This is a genomic window from Mucilaginibacter sp., from assembly GCF_025359345.1.
Taxonomy (GTDB): Bacteria; Bacteroidota; Bacteroidia; order Sphingobacteriales; family Sphingobacteriaceae; genus Mucilaginibacter.
The window spans coordinates 161,364-185,584 of record NZ_JANYGQ010000035.1; the positions used below are offsets into that span (position 1 = coordinate 161,364).

General features: G+C 43.9%; 21 protein-coding genes. 9 read left to right on the forward strand and 12 right to left on the reverse strand.

The window, feature by feature from the left end; all coding sequences use genetic code 11:
* Positions 1 to 126: 126 nt before the first annotated feature.
* Positions 127 to 1,530 carry an aminopeptidase P family protein gene (locus Q0R52_RS25295; RefSeq protein WP_295800316.1) on the reverse strand — a complete coding sequence of 468 codons (1,404 nt, stop codon included), beginning with the start codon at positions 1,528 to 1,530 and terminating at the stop codon, positions 127 to 129.
* Between the two features lie 282 nt (positions 1,531 to 1,812).
* A complete protein-coding gene (locus Q0R52_RS25300) occupies positions 1,813 to 5,004 on the reverse strand; it encodes a S41 family peptidase (protein ID WP_295800318.1) in 3,192 nt (1,063 codons plus the stop codon).
* A 188-nt stretch (positions 5,005 to 5,192) separates the two neighbouring features.
* Between Q0R52_RS25300 and Q0R52_RS25305 the strand changes: the two genes are divergently transcribed.
* Positions 5,193 to 5,414, forward strand: coding sequence for a hypothetical protein (locus Q0R52_RS25305; RefSeq protein WP_295800321.1), 222 nt, complete (start codon positions 5,193 to 5,195; stop codon positions 5,412 to 5,414).
* Positions 5,415 to 5,454: 40 nt separating this feature from the next.
* Here Q0R52_RS25305 and Q0R52_RS25310 read toward each other — a convergent pair whose 3' ends face one another.
* From Q0R52_RS25310 to Q0R52_RS25320, 3 genes are all read right to left on the reverse strand, one after another.
* Positions 5,455 to 5,892, reverse strand: coding sequence for a hypothetical protein (locus tag Q0R52_RS25310; RefSeq protein ID WP_295800323.1), 438 nt, complete (start codon positions 5,890 to 5,892; stop codon positions 5,455 to 5,457).
* A gap of 88 nt (positions 5,893 to 5,980) precedes the next feature.
* Complete coding sequence (locus tag Q0R52_RS25315) at positions 5,981 to 6,727, reverse strand: methyltransferase domain-containing protein (protein ID WP_295800327.1); 747 nt, start codon at positions 6,725 to 6,727, stop codon at positions 5,981 to 5,983.
* 145 nt (positions 6,728 to 6,872) lie between these two features.
* A complete protein-coding gene (locus Q0R52_RS25320) occupies positions 6,873 to 7,379 on the reverse strand; it encodes a DapH/DapD/GlmU-related protein (protein WP_295800328.1) in 507 nt (168 codons plus the stop codon).
* A gap of 153 nt (positions 7,380 to 7,532) precedes the next feature.
* Between Q0R52_RS25320 and Q0R52_RS25325 the strand changes: the two genes are divergently transcribed.
* Positions 7,533 to 8,792, forward strand: coding sequence for a glycosyltransferase family 4 protein (locus Q0R52_RS25325; RefSeq protein ID WP_295800333.1), 1,260 nt, complete (start codon positions 7,533 to 7,535; stop codon positions 8,790 to 8,792).
* On the forward strand, positions 8,792 to 9,547 hold the full coding sequence (locus Q0R52_RS25330; RefSeq protein ID WP_295800336.1) for a glycosyltransferase family 2 protein: 756 nt from the start codon (positions 8,792 to 8,794) through the stop codon (positions 9,545 to 9,547). Before Q0R52_RS25325 ends, Q0R52_RS25330 begins: the two co-directional genes overlap by 1 nt.
* A 144-nt stretch (positions 9,548 to 9,691) precedes the next feature.
* On the opposite strand, the gene Q0R52_RS25335 is transcribed toward Q0R52_RS25330, so the two are convergent.
* From Q0R52_RS25335 to uvrB, 7 genes are all read right to left on the reverse strand, one after another.
* Positions 9,692 to 12,253, reverse strand: coding sequence for a hypothetical protein (locus Q0R52_RS25335; RefSeq protein WP_295800338.1), 2,562 nt, complete (start codon positions 12,251 to 12,253; stop codon positions 9,692 to 9,694).
* Positions 12,254 to 12,403: 150 nt separating this feature from the next.
* Complete coding sequence (lptC, locus tag Q0R52_RS25340) at positions 12,404 to 12,973, reverse strand: LPS export ABC transporter periplasmic protein LptC (protein ID WP_295800343.1); 570 nt, start codon at positions 12,971 to 12,973, stop codon at positions 12,404 to 12,406.
* A gap of 90 nt (positions 12,974 to 13,063) precedes the next feature.
* Positions 13,064 to 14,392, reverse strand: a complete 1,329-nt coding sequence (locus tag Q0R52_RS25345; protein WP_295800346.1) for a hypothetical protein — start codon at positions 14,390 to 14,392, stop codon at positions 13,064 to 13,066.
* Positions 14,385 to 15,125: a type III pantothenate kinase gene (locus Q0R52_RS25350; protein ID WP_295800349.1), complete on the reverse strand. Its 741-nt coding sequence runs from the start codon at positions 15,123 to 15,125 to the stop codon at positions 14,385 to 14,387. Before Q0R52_RS25350 ends, Q0R52_RS25345 begins: the two co-directional genes overlap by 8 nt.
* Before the next feature lie 76 nt (positions 15,126 to 15,201).
* Complete coding sequence (purQ, locus tag Q0R52_RS25355) at positions 15,202 to 15,894, reverse strand: phosphoribosylformylglycinamidine synthase subunit PurQ (protein ID WP_295800352.1); 693 nt, start codon at positions 15,892 to 15,894, stop codon at positions 15,202 to 15,204.
* Between the two features lie 69 nt (positions 15,895 to 15,963).
* A complete protein-coding gene (locus Q0R52_RS25360; RefSeq protein ID WP_295800355.1) occupies positions 15,964 to 16,953 on the reverse strand; it encodes a DUF6427 family protein in 990 nt (329 codons plus the stop codon).
* 167 nt (positions 16,954 to 17,120) lie between these two features.
* Entirely contained in the window at positions 17,121 to 19,145 is a 2,025-nt protein-coding gene (gene uvrB, locus Q0R52_RS25365) for an excinuclease ABC subunit UvrB (protein ID WP_295800358.1), read from the reverse strand.
* Between the two features lie 229 nt (positions 19,146 to 19,374).
* Here uvrB and upp point away from each other — a divergent pair, with 229 nt between their 5' ends.
* The 6 genes from upp to Q0R52_RS25395 all read left to right on the forward strand — a co-directional run bounded on the left by upp (position 19,375) and on the right by Q0R52_RS25395 (position 24,217).
* Positions 19,375 to 20,019 carry a uracil phosphoribosyltransferase gene (upp, locus tag Q0R52_RS25370; protein ID WP_295800361.1) on the forward strand — a complete coding sequence of 215 codons (645 nt, stop codon included), beginning with the start codon at positions 19,375 to 19,377 and terminating at the stop codon, positions 20,017 to 20,019.
* A gap of 86 nt (positions 20,020 to 20,105) precedes the next feature.
* Positions 20,106 to 20,522, forward strand: coding sequence for a DUF4279 domain-containing protein (locus tag Q0R52_RS25375; RefSeq protein WP_295800363.1), 417 nt, complete (start codon positions 20,106 to 20,108; stop codon positions 20,520 to 20,522).
* A gap of 43 nt (positions 20,523 to 20,565) precedes the next feature.
* On the forward strand, positions 20,566 to 21,297 hold the full coding sequence (locus Q0R52_RS25380) for a YjjG family noncanonical pyrimidine nucleotidase (RefSeq protein WP_295800365.1): 732 nt from the start codon (positions 20,566 to 20,568) through the stop codon (positions 21,295 to 21,297).
* A 136-nt stretch (positions 21,298 to 21,433) separates the two neighbouring features.
* The gene (locus Q0R52_RS25385) at positions 21,434 to 21,961 is read left to right on the forward strand and encodes a DinB family protein (RefSeq protein ID WP_295800368.1); all 528 of its coding nucleotides are present in this window, start codon (positions 21,434 to 21,436) and stop codon (positions 21,959 to 21,961) included.
* A 255-nt stretch (positions 21,962 to 22,216) separates the two neighbouring features.
* Positions 22,217 to 23,071 carry a UDP-2,3-diacylglucosamine diphosphatase gene (locus tag Q0R52_RS25390; protein ID WP_295800370.1) on the forward strand — a complete coding sequence of 285 codons (855 nt, stop codon included), beginning with the start codon at positions 22,217 to 22,219 and terminating at the stop codon, positions 23,069 to 23,071.
* Positions 23,072 to 23,227: 156 nt separating this feature from the next.
* Positions 23,228 to 24,217, forward strand: coding sequence for a glycosyltransferase family protein (locus Q0R52_RS25395; RefSeq protein WP_295800373.1), 990 nt, complete (start codon positions 23,228 to 23,230; stop codon positions 24,215 to 24,217).
* Positions 24,218 to 24,221: the final 4 nt, after the last annotated feature.

Below are 24,221 nucleotides of genomic sequence, written 5' to 3' on the forward strand. Positions count from 1 at the left end.
AATCAGGAACCGTGATGTTTGTGAAAACCAAAATGCGGCTGACAGGTCACCACACGCTTTTTACTCCTTGATTAGCATGCATAGAGATTGCTTCGTTCCTAGCAATGACGATTCGGGGGGTTATTTTTACCCTTTCAACCCCTCTACCTCTTTCAAACTCTTAGGTAAATATTTACCTAAAACCTGGCTCCCTGTCTCCGTAATCAAAAAGTTATCCTCAATCCTTATCCCACCGAAATCGCGGTAAGTATTCAATACATCGTAATTAATAAAATCGGCGTATTTGTTTTCGGCCTGCCAGCGGTCAATCAGTTCGGGGATAATGTAAATACCCGGCTCAACTGTCAGCACAAAACCAGGTTCCAATTCACGGCCCAAACGCAATGATTTCAACCCGAAAATGGAAGTTTCTTTTTTCAGTGTATCGGTATAGCCCACATATTGCTCACCCAAGTCCTCCATATCATGCGTATCCATACCCAGCATGTGGCCCAATCCGCACTGAAAAAACATGGTGTGCGCACCGGCCTCAACAGCTTCGGCGGCATCGCCTTTCATAATACCGGCTTGGGTTAAGCCCTCTACCAATTTCTGGCAGGCAGCCAGGTGAATATCTTTATACCGTGTACCCGGTTTCAGGAGGCTGATGGCATGGTTCATGGAATTCAGCACTACCTCGTACAATTCTGCCTGCCTGGTAGTAAAAGTTTTGCCAACGGGGAAGGTACGCGTTAAATCTCCGCCGTAATGCATGGCATTTTCAGCGCCTATGTCACTTAACACCATGCGGCTTTCCTGTAGGGTATTGCCATAATAGTGAGTATGCAGCGTTTGCCCGTAAGTGGTAATAATTGCAGGGTATCCTAAATGTGCGTCATTAGCAATAGCCACTTCATGCGCCTTTGCAACCAGTTCGTATTCCTTAATGCCGGGGCGGGTATGTTTAATAACCGCCAACTGCATATCAATGCTGATATCCACTGCCTTTTCCAGTTCGGCAACCTCCAGAGGCGTTTTTATCACCCGCTGACCAATAACCGCTCTAATCAGCTTTACCGAAACATATTTGGCAATATCTGCCAGACTGGTATTTAGCCACGCCGCCAGTTTAATTTTATTCTCAGGGCGATACGGCGGTAAAATATGCACCGGTCTGCCGGCAGCTATCGCTTTATGAATATGATGTGTAATCTGCTCGTACGGTTTGGTTTCGGTAACGCCAACCATGGCTGCCATTTCGCTTACAGTAGGCAAAGTGCCTGTCCAAACAATATCATCAATCGTCAGCTCGTTGCCGAAGATCACTTCCTCGCCGGTATCCGTATCGATGATAGCAGCAAGGCCGTGGGTATCCAGCCCGAAATAATATAAAAACGTGCTGTCCTGGCGGAAAAGATAGGTGTTATCCCTATAGTTCATGCTGCTGTCTTCGTTGCCCATCAGCACAATAAGGCCGTCATTAGTTATATTTTGTTTTAAAACCTGCCTGCGGCCGGTGTAAACCTGTTTGTCAAAAAGGTGGAGATTCATGTGGCAAATATAACACGATTAAAGGATTTGAAGGATTTTCAGGATTGAGTTAGTACAAAAAACTATGTCATTGCGAAGAACGAAACAACCGCGAACTGTGCAAGTCCGTCCTGCAAAGTTCGCGGTTGCCGCGCTCGTTCCTCGCTCGCAATGACAAAGTTTTATAGCGACAGACATCTAGAAAATCCTCAAATCAAGGAAATCAAGGTTCAGACAAAAATCAGCGAAATCATCCTAAATCAAGGGTTAAAATCGGTGTAATCAATCCTTCAATCCGTGTAATCACTTCAAATCCTTCATTATCTCCTCAATCGCCCTATCCAATTGCGGATCTTTCCCTTCCAGCCTGTCTGTAAACCCGTTTTTCACGTAAATATCCGGCGCTACGCCGTTTTTCTCAATGTCTTTGCCATCCAGCGTAAAACAACCCCAGGCCGGTATGCGGTAAAACGAACCGTCGACCAGGCCTTTACCGCTAGTGAAAATTATCCAGCGATAGGTTTCGGTGCCGATGATTTTACCCAGTCCTAATGTTTTAAAGCCCTGCGCCGTCATTTCGCCGTCGCTTAGGGTTTGCTCGTTTACCAGCAGTATTATCGGCTTGGCTGCCGGTGCAAAGTTTGGCTGCGGACTTTTCTTGCCGCCCCTGTATTGCCATTGCAGGTAGGGCTTTTGCGATAAAAATCTCAGCACGGCATCATGCACATTGCCACCTGTGTTGTAACGCAAATCCAATATCAATGCATCCTTTTTATAGGCATCATCAACCATATCCTCTAAAAACGTTTCCAGCGAACCGGTGCCCATATCTTTCATGTAGGCGTAGGCAATCCTGCTTTTACTTTTTTCGGTTACTACAGCGCGGTTATGGTCTATCCATTCGTCGTACAAATCGCCGTCTAATGCACCCCGGCTTTCGGGGTGTATTTTGGCTGATACTTCTTTGCCATCACGCTCAAAAGTGAGCTCCACTTCCTTATCCATCGATGGCTTGGTGAAATAATAATTCCTATCTTGCTTTTCGTCAACGGGCTGGCCGTTTACAGCTTTCAACCTATCACCGGGCTTCACATCGATACCGGCTTTGTCTGCACTGCTATTTTTTAATACGGTCGAAACTTTGTACGGGTCGTCGTTATCAAACATTATCCCGGTTTCCATGGTGGCATAGGTAAGTGTTTTACGTTCCTCGCTGCCGTTGGAGTAAAAGCCCTGGTGCGATGAATTGAGCTCGCCCAGCATATCGTTCAGCAGCGTACGCAGGTCGCTACGGTTATTTACAAACGGCAGGTAAACTGCATACCGGTCATGCATTTTCTTCCAGTCGGTTCCGTGGAACTCGCCATCATAATAGTTTTCTTCCAACCCTGCCCAGGCCTCGTCGTACATCTGCCTGAACTCGCCGTCCAAATTCCGCTCGAATTTAAAATCTATATCAACTTTCTCCAGTTTGTTGCCATCAATATTCACTGTAAAAATATTGCCTTTGGCCAGCGCAAAGTATTTGTCGCCGCTCTGTACTATGTCAAATCCGGCGCCGTCCTCGCCGCCAACCTTTTCGGTTTTATTATCTTCAAAAGGCTGTATAGTTGTCCGGTAAATGGCCCAGTTGCCTTCCGAATGGTTCGATGCATAGTACACCAGCGTTTTATCTCCCTTCTGGATTACATAAGGCGAGCGCTGCACCCCAAACCCGGGGCTCACCTGCTCCAGCCGTTTCATAATGTCATCAGTGTTAATTATAATATCTGCCGGTGGTTTAGGCGCAGGTTGTTCCGACAGCGGTTTCTTTTTGGCGGAGGCCGCTTTGTCTTTATCCTTATCTTTTTTGTTGGCCGTACTATCTTTTTTATCTTCCTTAAACAAGTCTTTCAACTTATCCAGGCGAAAAGCTTCATCAAATTTTTGCAGTGGCATGCGGTAAACATGGATATCGCCGCCGCCCGATGGGTACAAGGGCGTTGTACGCGCCGAGGTAAAATAAATGTACTTGCCGTCGGGCGACCAAAACGGATCAGTCTCTGTAACACCGCTATTGGTAAGGTTAATGGTTTTTCCCGACTTTATACCATAAATCAAAATATCCTGCTCAAAATTGCGAAAGGCAGTGTACACTACATACTCGCCGTTTGATGATATAAAGGGTGACGGGTTTTGAAAGCCCCAAATCTCGTCGGTGGCAATGGTTTTGCTTTCCAGCGTTTTCAGGTCGAGCAGCCTTACCTCGTTGCGACCACTCAGGTAAACACCTTGGGTGTGTTCCTTATTTACAGTAAGCAGCCTGTCGTTTTGCTTATCGGTAGTTATTTGTTTTTCTGTCGATGGCTTGTCGGCAGCTGTGGTGTACCAATTGGTATAGCCGCCGAAGGTTTGTGCAAACAGCAATGATTTATTGTCAGGCAGCCATTTAACCTCGGTTACCCGCTCGGCATTACCACGCTCTATCTTCTTTACGTATTTACCTTCAATGTCGCTTACAAAAAGCTCGCCGCGGCTCACAAATGCCAGTTTTTTACCGTCAACCGATACGTCTACGGCTTCAATTTTGCCCTTTACGTTAAACTCCTGCTGCTTGGTTAGCACATCATTGCGGGATAGCGAGAGGCTTACTTTCTGGCTTTGCTTCGATGCCACATCGTACACAAAAAGCTGGTAGTCTCTTTCAAAAACCACCTTTTCGCCGTTAGCACTAACCACCGGGTGTTTTATGGATGATGGAAACTGCGTCAGCGAAGTTTTTTTACCGTTGATGAAAGTGTACAGATTATACTCCCCGTTTCCCTCGTCCGATGCGAAATAGACATTACCTTTCTTGTCTATTGATGTCCAGAAATCTTTGCCTACCCAGTCGGTATATTGCTTGTAAGCCTTGGTTTTGGGATTGTACGATTGTATATCCGGGTTATAGGCGCCCTTGTAATGCTTGCGCGTCGGGAAAATATAGCTTTCCCAGGTGTCGCTAAAAAACAGTTCGCCGGTTTGCGGGTGCTCCACTACCCCGTGTATATCGTTAAAAAAGTTACCAAAAAGGCGTGTCGGCGTGCCGCCCGTTAGCGCCACTTTATATTCGCTGAACGTATTGTAGCGATTGGAGGTAAAATAAATCGATTTCGAATCCCAGGTCCACGAATCCACCTCATCCCCTGCGCTGCTAAAAGTAAGCTGCTTAATATCACCACCGGCCAAAGGCATCACATACACATCATAATTGCCAAACTGGTTTGACGAAAATGCCAGCCATTTGCCATCAGGCGATACACGCGGCATCACCTCCTCGCCCTGCATGGCGGTTATGCGGGCTGCGCTGCCGTTATTCAAATCGGCCCGCCAAAGGTCGCCTTCATAGCTGAAGATTACGGTTTTTCCATCAGGTGTCAGGGTTGGATACGATGTAAAATAAACATCGGCACTTTGCGCATGGACAAAGTTTTGAATGGTTAAAAATGATAAAATGAGCAGGTAGATTTTTTTCATATGAGATAAATTATGTAAGTCAGGTACAATTTCATTAATGTAGAGAGACAACACTTTGCGTCTCCGAAATTTTGGTTAAAGTACTATTTTACAGGATTTAAAACAAGATGGGACGTCGTAAACTTATAAAGATACCAGAGTAAAAAAAATATTGTAAATTTGATTACGTTTAAAACAAAAGCGTTTATATGACCACACTAATCATTGAAATACCGGATGATAAGAAGTCGATACTTTCTGAATTAACCACCATTACAAAAAATGCGGGGTTAAAAGTAAGTATTGATAATGATGACGATGGCCTGAGTGAAGCTGAATTCAAATCATTGCAGGACGCGTGTAATGAAGCCGTTTTGATAAAAAAAGGTCTTTCAAAAGGCATTTTACCCTCCGAATTGTGGAATAACTAAAAACCTTATCTCAGTGCCTTCACTAAGGATTTTTCAACTTTTACTCGACAGATTGGCTATCTAAAGTGATTAGCTCTATGCTGCTTTCGCCCTCTGAAAACTGCAAGTGTAAGTTAAACCCATCACAAAAATATTTATCCCATTGAGGTGTAATGCCATATAAAAAACTAAAATCACCGCCGCCAGATGTGTTAGGAAATCCTAAAATTTGTCTTGTTTCAAACCTCGAAAAGGTAAAACTCAAATCAAATGGCAACTTATCGGAGAATTGATTTACTTCAGGTTCTTTCCCAGAATAAAAATGAATTGCTTTGATATCGTAAGTTTCAGTTAAAATCAAATCTATTCCCAATAGTGGATTGAATAACATGTATACGTCAATTCCTTTTTCCAATAAACTAGCTTCAAAATATCGAGAATAAGAGGAACTATCCTTTATCTCAGAAATATTTTCACCGATCCAATTTAATATCTCCATAGTATTGTGTTAGAGCCTCGTTTACCGCGTTCGTTCCTCGCACAATAACAAATTTCAAAGCGATAGGCCTGTGCAAAACGAATGAGCATTACCTCACCGCCTTCACCACAATATAAGGCGACAACGCCTTACTCTCCACAGGTATAATCTTCGTAAACACCTTCCCGGCAACCCAAATCGCTTTTACCAGCGCCTTTGTCAAACCGGTCCGTTCTGATTTATTTTCCAGCCATACGGTAAAACGGCCATGGTAATAGGCTTCAATATCTTTTAAACCCAGCTGTTTACAACTATCGGTAAGCAACTGCAAATCCATGCTGTTAATGTTGTGTTTATCGTAATTTTCCTTGTCAAAATTACGCTGCACCCAGCCATTTACGCTTTTAAAGTTTGGCAGGGTAATAAACAGCACGCCGCCAGGTTTCAAAAACTGCAGGTGGGTTTCAATAATGGCTTTGGTATCTTTAAAATGCTCGATCAACCCAAACGAGAGCACCATATCATACAACTTTTCAGGCTTGTAATTAAACAGGTCGGCTTCAATGATATTGATATCACCTTGTTTTAACCCGTTCTTTTCAAGCAATTGATTTATTAGGTCCTGGTGAATATAATAGTCAAACAGGGTAGTATCCAGGTGTTCGTATTTTTTCAGGTAGGTGGCATAATAACCAGGGAAACCGCCAAGCTCAATGGCGTTTTTTACATTTTTTTCGGCTATAAGCTTTGCCAGTATGTTGCCGAAAACATAGTTAGGTTTTATAAAAAATATCAGCCCTTTTCTCGATTCCCAAAAGGATTTCCAAAATGAGCGGTCGGTTAAATTTTGTTCCATTAAAACGTTAGTTCGTTATATTTTTAGTCTCCCAACCGTCATGCCGAACTTGTTTCGGCACCTCACAGGACAGGTCGCTGACATGCTGGTCACTTTGCAAATGGGGTGCTGAAACAAGTTCAGCATGACGTGTCTTTATTTTTATTTATCCTTTCTTCTCCAATACCCGCGCCGGGTTTCCTACCACCACGCAATCAGCCGGTACATCTTTTATTACAACCGACCCCGCTCCTATTATCACATTATCCCCGATAGAAATATCCCCAATAATACAAACATTGGCCCCAATATCTACATTATTCCCTATCCGCGGACAAGCGCTAAACGTGCCGTCGGCTAGTTTTTTGTGGCCGATGGTAGTGCTGTTACGCAATACGCAATTATTACCGATGATGGTGCCTTTGTTAACTACCAATGCCTGCCCGTGGTAAAGGGATAATCCCTTTCCGACTGTTGTTTTACGCGGCAATTCAATACCCAGCACCCACTCCACCCAAAAACGGTAAAGCATAAAGTACGGGTAAAATATAATTTTGGTGACCAGGTAACGGTTAAAAACCATCATCAGCCTGAAAGAAAATAAAACCGATTGTGCTTTAAAATTCTGCCGGTTGGCGCTCCAATCCTGGAATAAATAAGCAAAAAAGTTCATTTTATAGTTTTCAGATTGTTGATAACAATGCTAATAATAACCCCTGTTCGTCAAATCCTCTTGTTTGTAGAGGATTTGGTGAGGCCTTAACGCCCAAAAGTAAAGTTTTCATTTTAGAATTGTTATAATTGCTGCGATAATTAGCGCCACTGAATGAAGGTAACCTTAATAAACACATCTGATGCCGGCGGTGGTGCACCAGCTGCCTGCATGCGCCTGCTAAAAGCGCTGGAATTACAGCAGGTTGATGCCATGATGCAGGTGCAGGAAAAAAAGACCGCCGAACCACTGGTTGAAAGCATCGCCAATGATTTTTGGAGCCGGTTAAAGGCAAAATTCAATTTCTTATATGAACGCCTGCCTTTCATTTGGTTTAAGGCAAAAGATAAATCGGTACGGTTTGCGTTTTCGGTAGCAGATGCGGGTATGGATATTACCAACCAGCCCGATATTCTAAGCGCCGACATATTGCACCTGCACTGGACAAACAGCGGTTTCCTCTCCGTTAACAATTTGAAACAACTGTTCTTAACCGGCAAACCCGTGTTATGGACGCTGCACGATATGTGGGCTTTTACCGGCGGCTGTCACTACTCCGGCGAATGCGATCACTTTAAACATGAGTGCGGTAATTGCTGGATGCTGCGTAAACCGCATAGCGAAGACTTATCTTACCGTGGATTTTTTCGTAAAAAATATATGCTTAAGGCCGCTAAAAATGTTGTGTTTGTAACCTGCAGCCATTGGCTGGCGGATGTTGCGCGCACCAGCGCATTATTAAAAGGCTTCCGCATTGAAACCATACCCAACCCAATTGATACCGAAATATTTTCACCAAAAGATAACGATGCAACTAGGGCAAAGTTAAATATCGGGCAAAACTCAAAAGTGATACTCTTTGGTGCGGCCAATATAATGGACCGGCGCAAAGGCATTAACTACCTGGTTGAAGCGCTAAGCATCCTAAAAAATAATTACGCCGGCGAAGTTGAGATTGTGATATTTGGCAAGAACAAAGAGTTTGACACCGGTACGCTGCCATTTAAAGTGCACGAAGTCGGGATAGTCACCTCACAAACCGAGCTGGCAGCGCTTTACAGCCTTGCTGACGTATTTGTTTCGCCCGCCCTGGAAGATAACCTGCCCAATACCGTAATGGAAGCCCTGGCCTGCGCAACGCCTGTGGTGGCCTTTAATACCGGGGGCATACCCGACATGGTCGACCATTTTAACAACGGCTACCTTGCTGAATATAAATCGGCCGACGATTTTGCTACCGGCATAAGGTTTGTTTTAAATGCAGGCAAAACCGGCAAACTTGCAGCCAACGCCCGCAAAAAGGTGCTGGACAATTTCAGCAACGAGAAGGTAGCCCAGCAATACATGGCCGTTTATCAATCGATATTAAAATAATGCCGTTCAATCCCACCCTTTCGGTCATTACCATAGTTTACAACAACGTAAGGGATATCGAGCGCACTATGCTTTCGGTGATAAACCAAACTTACCTTAACATCGAATATATAATTGTCGACGGAAAATCAACGGATGGCACTTTGCAAATTATTGAGCGCTACAAAACCCGCATAGCAAAACTGATTAGCGAAAACGATGAGGGTATTTATGACGCCATGAATAAAGGCCTTGCCGCAGCCTCCGGCGATTACGTGATATTCATGAACTCGGGCGACGAATTTTATAAAGCCAATACAGTAGAGCAAGTGTTTGAAACCGCGCCCGATGCCGATATCTATTACGGCGAAACGGAAATGATAAACGATGCCGGCGAAAGCCTGGGCCAGCGCCGTCACAAAGCGCCCACCCAGTTTACCTGGCGCGATTTTAAATTCGGCATGAGCATCAGTCACCAGGCCATCTACATCCGCCGCTCGTTAACTGAACCGTATAACCGCAAATACCAGCTCAGCGCCGACATCGACTGGATTATCCGCGCCGCAAAAAAAGCAAAAACCATAGTAAACGCAAACCGTTACGTGGCCAAATACCTGGTCGGCGGTATGTCAAAAGCTAAACATCGCCAAAGCCTGCAGGAGAGGTTTGCGATAATGAAGGAATATTATGGGTTAATACCAACCGTTTTAAACCACGTAGTGATTGCGTTTAATTTAGGATGGTATTGGCTGAGGAATAGAAGGACTAATGACTGACCCTGATTCATTTGATTAAAGGATTTTCTGCTCCTTAAACGCGCCATGCATCATGCCCATCCGTAAATCCCAAAAATCACTGTTCAGACAAAAAAATAGCGATGAGCACCAACCCATCGCTATCCCTATCTAAAAATATTTAAATTACTTTTTACCACCCGATTTCTTCGCCACCGGCTCAGCTTTCTTAGCTTCCGGTTTCTTTGGCTCTGGATCGGCGGCAGTAGCTTCCTCTTTCATTTTGCGTACGCCAACAAAACCGGCGCCGCCTAAAGCAAGCAGCAGCAATATCGAGCCAGCCAGCGAAATCTTTTCGCCGGTGTAGTATGATGCCGGGTGGAACACAAATTCAATTTTATGATTACCTACCGGTATCTGTGCCGCACGCAGCACATAGTCAGCACGGAAATATGGTTTTTCAACGCCATCAATTAGCATTGTCCAGCCTTTTTCGTAGTAAATTTCAGAGAATACAGCCAGTTGATTGCTTGTTGAACCGCTTTCATAAATCATATGGTCAGGATTGTAGCTCACCAATTTGATAGTACCGGCAGTATCAAGCCCCAGTGCTTGTTTTTCATCAATCAGCTTCTTGTACCGCTGGTCAACAATGGCTTCATCCTTCGGTGCAAAAGCACTGATCGCGGTCATCTCCTCATCGGCGTTTTTCGCATACTTAAGGCTTTTTACAAACCATGCGTGGCCGCATGCAGTTGGGTTTGCAAACATCTTAACGTTGCGCGATGTGTCTGTCGTAATAATATACTTGGCGTTCAGCATATCCAGCACGTCCTGGTTTGGAGGGCTTTGCGACAGGTGACTATCAATAAGCTCATCATAACGTTTTAAACGCGCTGCCGAATAACCGCTTACTGATTTATGGAAAAACCCATTAAACTGGTCGAACTTGACGTTGGCAGTCGCATCATACACCCTGAAATCAGGGTCAGTGTCGCGCATAATAAAATTGTCAACTTCGCGTGGTTTTACCTGGTTGTCCAGTTTATCGGCAAAATTGGCATCTTTTAAATAACGTTTACTAACCTGCCATACATCGCCTACAGTTAACACAAGCAACAGAACCGAAAATACCAGCGTATTTTTTATCCTTTCCTTAATAAATGCCCATAAAAGGCCAAATGTCAGTACCACAAATATCAACGACCTGATGGCATCATTGCGCTCCAGCGATTCCCTGTCGCTAACAATGGCTTTTGCCACGCTGTTTGCCAGGGCACTGTCGCCCTTAAGCGCCTGGGTAAGGTATGTTATCCCTGTTTGGTAATCGGCCCCTTTAAAGCTCAGGAAAATGCCCGGCATTACAATCAGTATAAACAGGAGGCCGCCTGTAATGTAAAACGCCAGTTTAAGCTTTTTAAATATGATAGCCTTATCGTCAGTGTCAACGATTTGCTGCACCGCTAAAAATGCCAGCACCGGGAAACAAAGACTGGTAACCGCAATTATCGATTCAACCGTACGGAATTTGTTATAAAGCGGGAAGTATTTAAAGAAAATATCTGATACGACAGGAAAGTTACTGCCGAATGATAGCAGCATGGTTAATACCACAGTAGCCAGCAGCCACCATTTAAGCCTGCTTTTAACCACCAGCAAACCAAATAAAAACAGGAAGCATATTACGGCGCCAAAATAAAATGGCCCCGATGTGCCGGGTTTATTGCCCCAATACAGGGTAAGCCCCGGGAAACTTTCAACAACTTGCTGGGCAGTAAGAACAGCCCGCTGCTCGTCGGCTCCTTTAGCCAAAAACACCTTAGCTGTTTCTGAATTTTGATCGAGTGTTTCGGGCCCCGAGCCAAAGCTAAAGGCGTTCGGCACCAAAAAGGTAAAACACTCGGCAACACCCTGGCTGTACTGATAGGCATAATCTTTTGAAAGGCCGTCGCTTGGTTCCTTTGTGTTTTGTTTTAAGTTCGATTGCCCACGGTAACTATCTTTAGCGTACTCGGCAGTACTCCATAGTAACGAAGCATTTATAGCGAGAGCAAGCAGCGCAGCACCCGCCAGGTAACCCAGCGACTTAAGGAATGGTTTTGTATTTTTTGCCTTCAGCGCATGGTACAACTCAATACCAAGGAATATCAGCAACGCCAGCATCAGGTAATAAGTCATCTGGATGTGGTTGGCCCTTATTTCCATCGCCAAAAAAAGCGCTGTTAAGGCACCACCGGTAAAATATTTGCCCCTCAGGGTAAGTATTATGCTGCCTATTAAAGGCGCGAAAAAAGCGATTGCAAAAACCTGGTTTGAATGCCCCGCTACCAGCAGGATAATATTATACGACGAAAACGTAAACGCCAGGGCCCCGGCTGCCGCCAGCCACGGCTTTACCTTTAAAACGCTTAGTAAAAAATAAACGCCGAAGAGCAGCAACAAAACTGTATCAACCGGATTGGGGAAAACTGCTTTTAAGGCCGATACAACATGCGTGGTAATATTATCGGGGTAGGGCGCCCATATCTGGAACGTTGGCATACCGCCGAATATCTGGTTGGTCCACAAAATGGTGACACCTTTTTCCCTGTAGTCGTTTATCTCTTTTTGGGTCGACTGGGCGCCGGTAACATCCGACTGTCCTAACACTTTACCCTGGAATGCCGGGGCAAAGTAAATAATGCATATCACAAAGAAAATTACACCTATCAAAAAGTGAATGCCATTTCGCTTAAACCAATTGTTCATCTAAGTTTTTTAAAAAAGAGCTAATATTAATTCCTCAAAAATAGAAATTAGTATGAGAAAGTGAATTATATGTTTGATTGATTTATCGGGGTCGTAAATTCCGGAATTCTGTATCCAAAAAATCGGGCATCGAACGTCCTAAGTCCGACATCATTGAACCGCTTTTTCATCTACATGAAAAACACCGGTGGTCTGCAAAATATGCCACGGGTAAAGACTATCATTGCTATCAGCGCCTACCCCCTCCATGATAGTACCATCAGGGCTTGTTATCTCAACCGGCTTGGTGGACTTAAATGTTTTGGCTGTCATGTCATAAACCAATTCTTCCGATTTAAACACATCCCCATGCGCACTCGTAGCTACAACATGCCGCCTGAATTCAATTAGATTCTCTTTCTCGCGTTGAATGGCATAGTCTGATACAACGCTGCCGCTTTCTTTTAGATTACTGTCGTAAAAAATTATTTTAATTCCTTTGGGAAACTCTTTATAAGGCTTGGGCGTGTTGTCCGAATAATCAATCATCAGCGGCCCGGTCACATGTGCCTTAACCTTCGCCGAGTCGCTGTAAATCATATCAACATCTGTGGTGCGCGAAATGGGTTTATCCTCTTCTTTTGAAGCAATTTTCTTGATGTCGTTCAACGAGTTTTCGCACGAGCAGAACGCAAGCATTATGCCCGTCAATAGCGTTAACTTAGTTGCCCGGATATTCATATTGAAGAAGAATCAAGAGTCAAGATACAAGAATCAAGATAAAAATCACAAACAGGCCTTTCCTGCAAGCAAATCTAACTCCCAAACGAATTATTGGAACTTATATTTTTGGAACCACTTATCGTTAAGCGTAAAGCCTAAATGTATGTTAACGTAGTTTTCTTTAACCAACCCGCTTGCAACCGTACCACGCTGACCTACCTCGGCAGATATGTTAATTTTATAAAACGAAGAAAGCGTTTGTGATGGCGCCAAAGGCAGGCCAAGGCCGAAAGTAACCGCATACCTGTTAATGTTGGTATTGTTTACGTTAAGGTAAGTTTGGTCGTAAATAAAGCCTAAACGGTAATCAACCCGCTGAAAATAGTTACGCAACGCGTTATTATCAGGTGTGAACTGCCCGCCCACGGCAAACGTTTTACTATTTTGTATATTTTCAGCCTTCGCGCCGTCAATAGTAAGGCTGCTCCAGTTACCTAAAGTTAAATCAGCGCCTACCAAAAATTTGTTATCTACCTGGTACGATAGTCCAAATCGGTTAATAGAAGGCAGTTTTATTTTCGATTTTTCGTTCTGGTGGTTCACTATCGAGTCCGCTGGCGCCTTTTCATTACCGCTTGCGTCGTAAGTATACTGGCTCACAATATAAGACGATGTGTTTGTTATACTATTAGCCGTTGAAGCTGAATAACCAACTGTAAAGTGCCGGGTATTATTCGCCCAATCGAACGAATACTGAAGACCCAGATCATAGTTCAAACCACCAACACTTTTGCTGTCTTCAATGCGCGAGTTTAGCGCACCATATAAAGTCGGAACTTCGGTAGAAGCTGTTTGAACTATGTTACCGAAAATATAAGAAGCATTAGCGCCGATTGACAAGTGGCCTATTCCAAACCCGTAACCGATATACGCCTTTGAAAGACCGCCGGTACCGTTGTAAAGATAATTTACTGCATTGGTATCAACCGGCGAACCCGAGCCAAAGTTTGGCTTTACCTGTTTATAATTGTATCCAACTTCGCTGTAAGGCATTAAACCAAAGCTAAGCGCCGACCGTTTGCTAACCGGTACAGCAAAATTAACGTGGCTAAGCCTGAAGTTTGAATTGCGTACACTTGTCTGCCCTGTTTGGCTTAATCCAATCGAGTTTACATAAATGCCCACATCAAAGGTAGTATAGTTGATAAACGAATACGATGCAGGGTTCTGTACGTTTATGGTGTTGTAATTATTTATTTTGTTAATAGCGGCTGATATGCCGCCCATGCCCCTTTGTTGTGGCGTTACAGCCGGGTCTATATCACCCAGCCCATATCTTGAATAAGGCGAACTTGTAGTAGCGGTTGTTTGTGCGTGTGCCCCGTATACAGAAACAGCAAATATTAGTATTATAAAAACCCTGGTATATTTAATCATTATTAGTTTGTATTGCTGCGTTTAATCCTTTTAGAACCAAGTGAGGCTCAATTTTTATATAGGGGGCAAAGATGCTATTTTTTAGCAGCGTATCAAAAAAAATACTATCGCCGCCGCTAAGCACAATATTCAGCTCTTCCCCGTTTTTTTTATAGCTTTTTATAAAGCCTTCCAATTCATATTTTATCCCGTTTTGCACCCCGGATATTATCGCCGATTTCGTGTCATTGCCGCTGTCGGCGGTAAAACTTTCATCGGCTTTTATTAAAGGCAAACCGGCTGTATAATTATTTAATGCCTTATAACGCATATTTAAACCCGGCGATATACTGCCCCCAAAATAATTTCCCTCGGCGTCAACCCAGTCGTAGGTAATGGCAGTGCCCCCGTCAATTACCATGTTGCTTTTACCTGGGTACAGGTGGTATGCACCTATTACTGCGGCCAGCCTGTCGAGCCCGAGTGTTTGTGGGGTTAAATAATGGTTGGTTATGCCACTTGTCATCCCGGCACTAAAATATACCAGCATTACTTTGCCGGCCAGTATATTTTGCCACTCCTCTTTTTCTTTTTTTACTGATGATATAATGGCCTTACCGATGGCATAATCAGCGAGGGATTTATCAATTATAGTTTCATCAACCTGGCTATACTGGTCTGTCTGTAACAGCCTGTCGTGTTCAAAAACAGCAATTTTTGTAAACGTATTGCCGATATCGATAACCAGGTTCATTTATTTTAAGTCTTGAGTCGCGAGTCTTAAGTCCTAAGTCAAAAAACAATGACCCAATGACGTAATGACCCAATGACTACGCTTTTACCAGTGACAATATCGATTCAAAAATTGCCAGCCCGTCTTCGTTAGCCACTAATGCATCCGATGCGCGTTCCGGGTGAGGCATAAAGCCAAACACGTTACGGTTTATATTGGTGATACCGGCAATGTTATCCAACGAGCCGTTAGGGTTCGATTCAGGTGTTATCATACCATACTCATCGCAATATTTAAACAGCACCAAATCATCATCATACAGCGATTTCAAAACATCAGCATCGGCAAAATAATTACCCTCGCCATGTGCAATAGGTATTTTAAGCGCCCTTTCAGGGTCTATCTGCGCAGTGATCAATGAATTGGTGGTTTGCGCCTTCATATAAATGTTGCGGCAAATAAACTTGCGGTTTTCGTTATGCAGCAATGCGCCCTGTAACAGGCCAGCTTCGGTTAATACCTGGAAACCATTGCAAATACCCAAAACATAACCGCCGCGCGCAGCAAACTGTATTACTTCGGTCATGATAGGCGAAAAACGCGCTATCGCGCCCGAACGCAGGTAATCGCCAAACGAGAACCCACCCGGTAAAACAATAAAGTCGGCACCCTGCAGGTCGTGGTCTTTATGCCATAGGCGGACCACCTGCTGGCCCATTATTTTTTCTAATACATAGATGATGTCCTCATCGCAATTAGAACCCGGGAAAACAACTACTCCAAATTTCATTAAATTGATTTTTTGTGTAATAATGGTACAAAACTAATATAACAGCCGTGATTTGAACGAATGTAAAAGTTAAAAAGTGTTAAACTGAAAATAGATGATGCTGATTAGCAGCAATAAATACAAGCTTTCGTAAAACCATTTGCTTTTGGCGTACAAAAAATAGTAAGCAAAAAACACCGCAAGCGGTACTGTGCAAAGCAAAAAATGGTTTAAAGTGAACGGCGTTTTTACATAAAATGATAAACCGGCCACCAAAAAAATTATAAACAACAACTGGAACGATTTGCGCACCTGTACATAGCTTTTAAAAAAGTTTTGCTGCAACTTAAAAAAGCAAAGCACCAGTATGGCAATAACCGGTATAAGCACCAGGTAGTTGTAATAAACAATATTAATTGTATCCGGAAATTTGGTGGCAAGCGGCAACCAGATGGCCGGAAACCGGCTGATGCTGTCGGATAAAAAATAATACACGGCCAAAAAGAAAAATATGGTCACGTAACCAATAATGCTGGCAACAACCTCGCGCCAGTTAAACGGGCGAAAGATAAACAGGGCTATCCAAAGCACCAGGAACAGGTAAATAAAGGGCAGGTAAATTACCGAACCAATAGCAACCATCATCCCCAGATCGTAAGCGGCCGACTTGGCATCACTGCTTTTATAAAAGCTGAACAGCCTGAATAGCATCCAGATGATCAGAAAATTACAAATAAGCGGCGGGCTCAATACCAAAAACGATTTAAACAAAGCCGTTGCAGTAACATACATTAAAGCAGGCAGAAACGTAGGCTTACCCAATAAGTTAAAGTGATTTACCAATCGGTTTATCAGCAGACTTTGTATAAACACAATGGCTGCGGCCAGCAAAACATTGTAAGCGGTAACTGCCGGGTTAATATACGAGCCAGGCGCAATTAACAGCCGCGCAACAGGTTCAGCAAATGCAAATTCGGTTGTAGCCGGGGCGGTAAGCAAATAGCCCGCCCGCGACACAAATAGCACTACAACAAGCAGTAAAATATTGAACGGATTAAGCGTTTTAAAAAAACCAATCATTAAGGGCGTATTTGCGCTGCGAAATTAGCACAATTGTCGTTAGGATAAAACTATAGGGTGATAATAGCTGGTAAATAACAAATATCGAACACCGAATTTTGAATGTCCAACACCCAAGTACCCTTCATCATTCGATATTGGATATTCGATGTTCGATATTTTTTCTTCTAAAACTTCTCCTCCATCATCTTCTCCAATGCAAACATCTCATCCCTCAACTTGGCAGCCAACAAAAAGTCCATATTCTTCGCGGCGGCAAGCATTTCCTTTTTGGTATTCTCTATCGATTTTTTCAAATCGGGCTTGGTCATGTAAGCCACAATCGGGTCGGCGGCAAGGCTAACCATGTCGGCTTCCACGTAGGCTTTTTGTATGCCGTCCTTAAAGTCCATTACCGATGTTTGCTCCATTATCTGCTCGCGGGTTTTACCGACAGTTATTGGGGTAATACCATGCAGCGTGTTATAAGCAATCTGTATTTCACGACGACGGTTGGTTTCGTCCATGGTGATTTGCATCGAGTCGGTAATTTTGTCGGCATACATAATTACCCGGCCTCGGTCGTTACGGGCGGCACGGCCAATGGTCTGAATGAGCGATTTTTCACTGCGTAAAAAGCCCTCCTTATCTGCATCCAAAATAGCCACTAACGATACTTCGGGCAAGTCCAAACCCTCGCGCAACAGGTTGATCCCTATCAGCACATCAAACTCACCAAGGCGCAGACCGCGCAAAATTTCCACCCGTTCCAGTGTTTTCACTTCCGAGTGTATGTAGCGGCATTTAATACCCAGCCTGTCCATATATTTTGCCAGTTCCTCACTCATACGCTTAGTCAGGGTGGTTACCAGCACACGGTCGCCCATTTTTATGGTTTTATCCACCTCTTCCAGCAAATCATCCACCTGGTTTATAACCGGGCGCACATCAATTACTGGGTCGAGTAAGCCGGTTGGGCGTATTACTTGCTCAACCACTACGCCGCCCGATTTTTCCAGTTCAAAATCAGCCGGCGTTGCGCTAACATACAAAGTTTGCGGCGCCAGCTTTTCAAACTCCTGGAAGTTTAAAGGCCTGTTGTCCAGCGCTGCCGGCAGGCGGAAACCATAGTCAACCAATGATATCTTCCTCGACCTGTCACCACCGTACATGGCGCGTATTTGTGGCACGGTTACGTGGCTCTCGTCAATAACCATCAGGTAATCTTCCGGGAAATAATCAAGCAAACAGAACGGCCTAGCACCTGGTAAGCGCCCGTCAAAAAATCGGGAATAATTCTCAATGCCCGAGCAATAACCCAGCTCGCGTATCATTTCCAAGTCGTAATTCACCCTTTCTTCCAAACGCTTAGCCTCCAAAAAGCGGCCATCGCCAATAAATTGCTTTTTGCGGGTCTCCAATTCTTCCTGTATTGCCCAGATGGATTGTAAAAAACGTTCGCGCGGGGCAACATAAAGGTTGGCCGGGTAAAGCACCATGTGCGTCATTTTTTCCAGCGTTTTGCCTGTGCTCACGTCAAAGCTGGTCAGTTCCTCAATGTCATCACCAAAAAAGGATATACGGTAAGCGTGGTCCATATAAGCCGGGAAAATATCGACGATATCCCCTTTAACCCTAAAAGTGCCACGTTTAAAATCGGCAGTGGTGCGCGAGTACAATATCTCAACCAACCGGTGCAAAAATGCATTTCGTGCTATACGGGTGCCAACAGCAAACTTAAAAACCGAATCCTTAAAATCCTCCGGGTTACCCATACCATAAATGCAGGAAATGGACGACACCACGATCACATCCCTCCTTCCCGACATCAGTGCCGATGTGGTGCGCAAACGCAGCTTTTCAATCTCCTCATTTATCTGCAGATCCTTCTCGATGTAAGTATTGGTTGTAGGGATAAATGCTTCCGGCTGGTAGTAATCGTAATACGATACAAAGTAGTTAACCGCATTCTCCGGGAAAAACTGCTTAAACTCGCCATAAAGCTGTGCAGCAAGCGTTTTATTGTGACTTAAAATCAGCGTTGGCTTTTGCGTTTGCTGTATAACATTGGCAACAGTAAACGTTTTACCCGAACCGGTAACCCCCAGCAGGGTTTGGAACGGATCGCCATTATTTACACCTTCAACCAATTGCCTGATGGCCTCGGGCTGGTCGCCAGTGGGAGAATATTGGGAAGTAAGTTTGAAATCCATAGTGTAAATACAAAGTTAACGATTAGCGGTTAGAGATTAGTTAATTAGAGGTCAGTTTATCAGTCAACATTTAATAACCGGGGTAAACCTTAATTTTCTAAACAAAATCAAAATAACAATGTGTTAATGACAACGGTATGTCAACAGGAATTTATAGATTTAATTTTTTGTAAATTTATACCTGCATGCCAACTAATCGCTAACCTCTGATTAACTAATCACTAACGCTATGACCTTCATCCTCAACGAAACCAACACCGTCGCCAATAAGTTTTTGGCCGAGCTGCGCGACAGCAGCATACAGCAGGACAAGGCCCGTTTCCGCAATAACCTGGTGCGACTTGGTGAAATAATGGCTTACGAGATGAGCAAATCGCTTAAATATGGCGAATACGAGGTGCAAACACCGCTGGGTTTGGCAAATATAAACCTGCCCGAAACTGATTTGGTGTTAGGTACCATCCTGCGTGCCGGGCTACCCTTTCACCAGGGATTTTTAAATTATTTTGATAATGCCTGCTCGCTGTTTGCCACCGCCTACCGCAAAGTGAAAAAGACAGGCGCCTTTATCATCAATATCGACCATATCTCCACTCCCGACCTTGACGATAAAACCCTGGTAATGTGTGATACCATGCTGGCTACCGGCCAAAGCCTGGTACAGGTCTGCAAAGAGTTGATAGCACAATACCAAATAAAAGAGCTACACATTGCCGCCGTTATCGCGAGTACTGAGGGAATTACCCACGTGCGCGCCAACCTGCCCAAAGCAAAACTATGGGTATGCGCGGTGGATGAGGAAATGACCAGCAAATCTTACATTGTGCCAGGGTTGGGCGATGCAGGGGATTTGGCGTTTGGGGAGAAAGTGTGAAGAGATTTACGAATTACGATTTTAGAATTACGAATGATTTTTATTCCGGAATTCGGATTTAAATGAGGAAGTGACTACAATTATTTATGGATAAAAACAAAGTTGATCTTAGATTAATCATTTGCGATTTTGAAGACATCAGTCCTGCTGAAATAACAAGGCTTACCGGTATAACGCCCATTTATGTTCGTATCAAGGGCGAAAAGCGGAACCCTAAAAACCCGGAGTCGCCGCTGTGGAAAAATAATCTTTGGTCCATTAATAGCGGCCTTGACGAATTTGCTGATTTTGATTCACAGATGACTGCATTGTTAAATATTATTGAAAGTAAAATCGACGTGTTTAAGCCCTTGTGCACAAAATATTATAGCGAGTTTGCATGTGCAGTTTTCATCTATAAAGATAACAATGAGAGCACGCCAGCTGTGCATTTGGATAGCCGGTACAGGGATATTGCATCGGAATTGAACTGTGAATTTGATTTAGACCTTTATGCGCGGTAATTAGAATCTACAATTATCGAATTACTGCTAACTTTCCAGAGCGATGAAAAAATCCAAAATCGAACATCCGACCTCCGAAATCCCCAAATACAAACACATCTTCTTCGACCTCGACCACACCATCTGGGATTTTGACAAAAACGCCGAGGAAACACTGCATGAGCTATACGAAATTTACCGCCTGCACGAAATTGGCGTACCGGCTGCCACCATATTTATTGAAACTTACACCCGCAACAACCACCAGCTTTGGGCCGAATACCACACCGGCAAAATAACCAAAACCGAGTTACGCGAAACCCACTTTAAACGTACATTCATCGAGTTGGGTGTGCATCCCGATATATTGCCCGTTGCATTTGAGGACGATTACGTAAAGCTTTGCCCCACAAAAACGAATCTCTTTCCGCACGCACATGAAACCCTTCAATACCTGCAAAGCAAATACACGCTGCATTTAATATCCAACGGATTTAGAGAGGCCTCGACCTTAAAAATTGGCAATACCAATATCGGCCGGTATTTCGACCAGGTGATTATATCCGAAGTAGTAGGTATCAACAAACCTGACAAGGCCATATTTGAACACGCCCTAACCGTTGCCGGCGCCCAAAAACACGAAAGCATAATGATTGGCGACAGCCTGGAAGCCGATGTTTATGGCGCGTTACACTTTGGCATGGACGCCATCTACTTTAATCCGTTTAATGCACCAAAACCGGATGATGTACCGGCGCAGGTGAATGGGTTGAAGGAGTTGATGGAGATATTATAACTATTGTCATTTCGACGAAGAACGAGGAGAAAACTTGTACGCGGCAAAAGCAAAGCGTACAAGTTTTTTCGCTTTGCTCAAGAGATAGTTTCTCGCTGTCGTTCGAAATGGCATATAATTATTAATTTTATAAAATATGAACCTGCATAAAGAGCGCAAAGCCATTGACGCCGCACTGGATGATTACCGGGCTAAACTGGAAACCATCCCCGAAGAGCTTTTTACCGAAACGCCGCCGGGCGGTGGCTGGTCGTACGCCGAGGTTTATTCACATATTTTAAAAGCAACATTGGGCTCTTCAATCGCGTTGGAACGCTGCGCACACAATAATTGCGAACCCACCACAAAAGGGCCTAACTTAATGGGCCGTTATTTAATGCTGATTGGGAGCTTTCCTGTAAAGTTAAAAGTACCCGAAGCCACATCGGCAAAAATGCCTGCCGAAAAAATTAGCAGAGAAGAAGCTAAAAACCTGCTGGTAAAATGCCGCAAACGCGTCGACGATACTGCTCCTATCTTAAAAAATTCATTACCAACCTCGCGCATTAAACACCCACGACTTGGCATGCTGAACGCCGGCCAGTGGTTTAAGTTTATTCGCGTACATTTATATCACCATTTAAAGCAACTAAAATGGATTGAAAAAAAATTTCAGTCAAAATGAAACCTTTTACATTTAACACAGTCTTAACAATTAAATAATCCGTTTTACCGTTATTTGTAAAAATCTTAAAAGATGCATTTCGAGTTAGGATATATGGTTGTAGGCAGCTTACTATTTTTAGTATGCATTTACTATGTAAGTCCATTTGAACTAAAAGTTAATGACGACGACGAAGAAGACTAATCGTTGCTTGTACAATGCTCCTGTATTTTTCCGGTCTAATTTACCGGGTGGAGAAATATCCCCCCAATTTTAATGGCAAAACGCGAAGTTGATATTGTAGTTATATCCGACGTGCATTTAGGTACATACGGATGCCACGCTAAAGAACTGCTCAAATACCTGAAGAGCATCAAACCCAAAATCCTGATTTTAAACGGCGATATTATCGATATATGGCAGTTCAGCAAATCGTATTGGCCCGAAACACACATGAAGGTTGTGCGTCGCATTTTAAAATTTGTTACCGATGGGGTGCCCGTTTATTACCTTACCGGCAACCACGATGAAATGCTCCGCAAGTTTGCCGATTTTAACATGGGCTCGTTCCAGTTGCTGAACAAAATTGTGTTAAACGTCGATGGCAAAAAGGCCTGGATATTCCATGGAGATGTGTTCGACGTCACCATGCAACATTCCAAATGGCTGGCTAAACTGGGCGCTGTTGGTTATGATACGCTGATACTGATCAACAGCTTTACCAACTGGCTGCTCACCGCCATGGGGCGCCAAAAAATGAGCTTTTCGCAAAAAATAAAGGCCCGTTTTAAAGAGGCTGTAAAATTCATTAACCAATTTGAACAAACTGCGGCCGACCTGGCTATTGAAAAAGGCTACCAATACGTTATATGCGGCCACATCCATCATGCCGAAATACGTGAGATGCAGGCGACCGATAATCCTGGCTCTGTACTTTACTTAAACTCGGGCGACTGGGTGGAGAGCCTCACCGCGCTCGAATACCAAAACGGCAACTGGACTATTTTTAAATATGAACCCGCAAATTTTGATACCGACGCCGACGAAGATGACAAAACCGATGCTGAAGATTTGGACGCTAAGTTGGATGTGAGCAGCCTACTTGCCCGGTTTAAACAGGAACAGGATTAATATTTGTTGAAACGTCTGAACGTTGAAAGGTTGAAATGTTAAGAAAAACCTTCCATCTTTTAACTGGTTGAACATGAAAAATCAATAATTATTCAACAAGTTTGTGATAATCAAAAAAACTTTACAACAAAATAAGCAACGTTCCAACTTCGATCAATGAAAATCCTATACGCCATACAAGGTACCGGTAACGGCCACATAAGCCGGGCCCGCGAAATTGTGCCGCTGCTGCAGCAACATGGCGAAGTTGATTTACTGGTGAGCGGTACGGAAGCCGAAGTTAGTTTGGCACAACCGCTTAAATACAAATTTCATGGGTTTAGCTTTGTGTTTGGTACCAACGGTGGGGTTGATAATTGGGCCACTTTTAAGCTGATGAACACCCCCCGGCTGTTTAAAGACATCTTTACCCTGCCGCTAAAGCAATATGATCTTATTATAAACGATTTTGAACCGGTTAGCGCCTGGGCCTGCAAGTTGCAGCGGATACCTGCCGTGTCGTTAAGTCACCAGTGCTCATTTGTATCACCAAAAACACCGCGTCCTGCCAAATGGAGCTATGCTGAGTGGCTGCTGAAATATTATTCGCCAACTGCCCACCACATCGGCTTTCATTTTGAGCGCTACGACGATTTTATCCATACGCCGGTTATCCGCAGCGAAATACGCAGCCTGGTCACTTCAAACCTGGGCCATTATACCGTTTACCTGCCCGCTTATGACGATAAACTGCTTGCCCGTGAGCTGAATAAAACCAACAAGGAATGGCATATATTTTCCAAACGACAAAAAACGCCTTATACCCAAGGCAATGTGAAGATTTTCCCGGTAAACAACCAGGATTTTAACAACAGCCTGGCAAGCTGCGAAGGCCTGCTCACAGGCGGCGGCTTCGAGGGGCCGGCAGAGGCATTGTTCCTGCAAAAAAAGGTAATGATGATACCCATGAAGGGCCAGTACGAGCAGCAATGCAATGCACTGGCGGCGTCAAAGCTGGGCGTTCCCGTAATCCACGAAATTGACGACAAATTTATTTACTACGTTAACAACTGGCTTAACGACGGCAATAAGGTGCAGGTAGATTTCCCCGATGAAACTGCGCAGATTGTGGATGATATGGTGAAGAAGTATGCCCGCAGTAAATAATCTT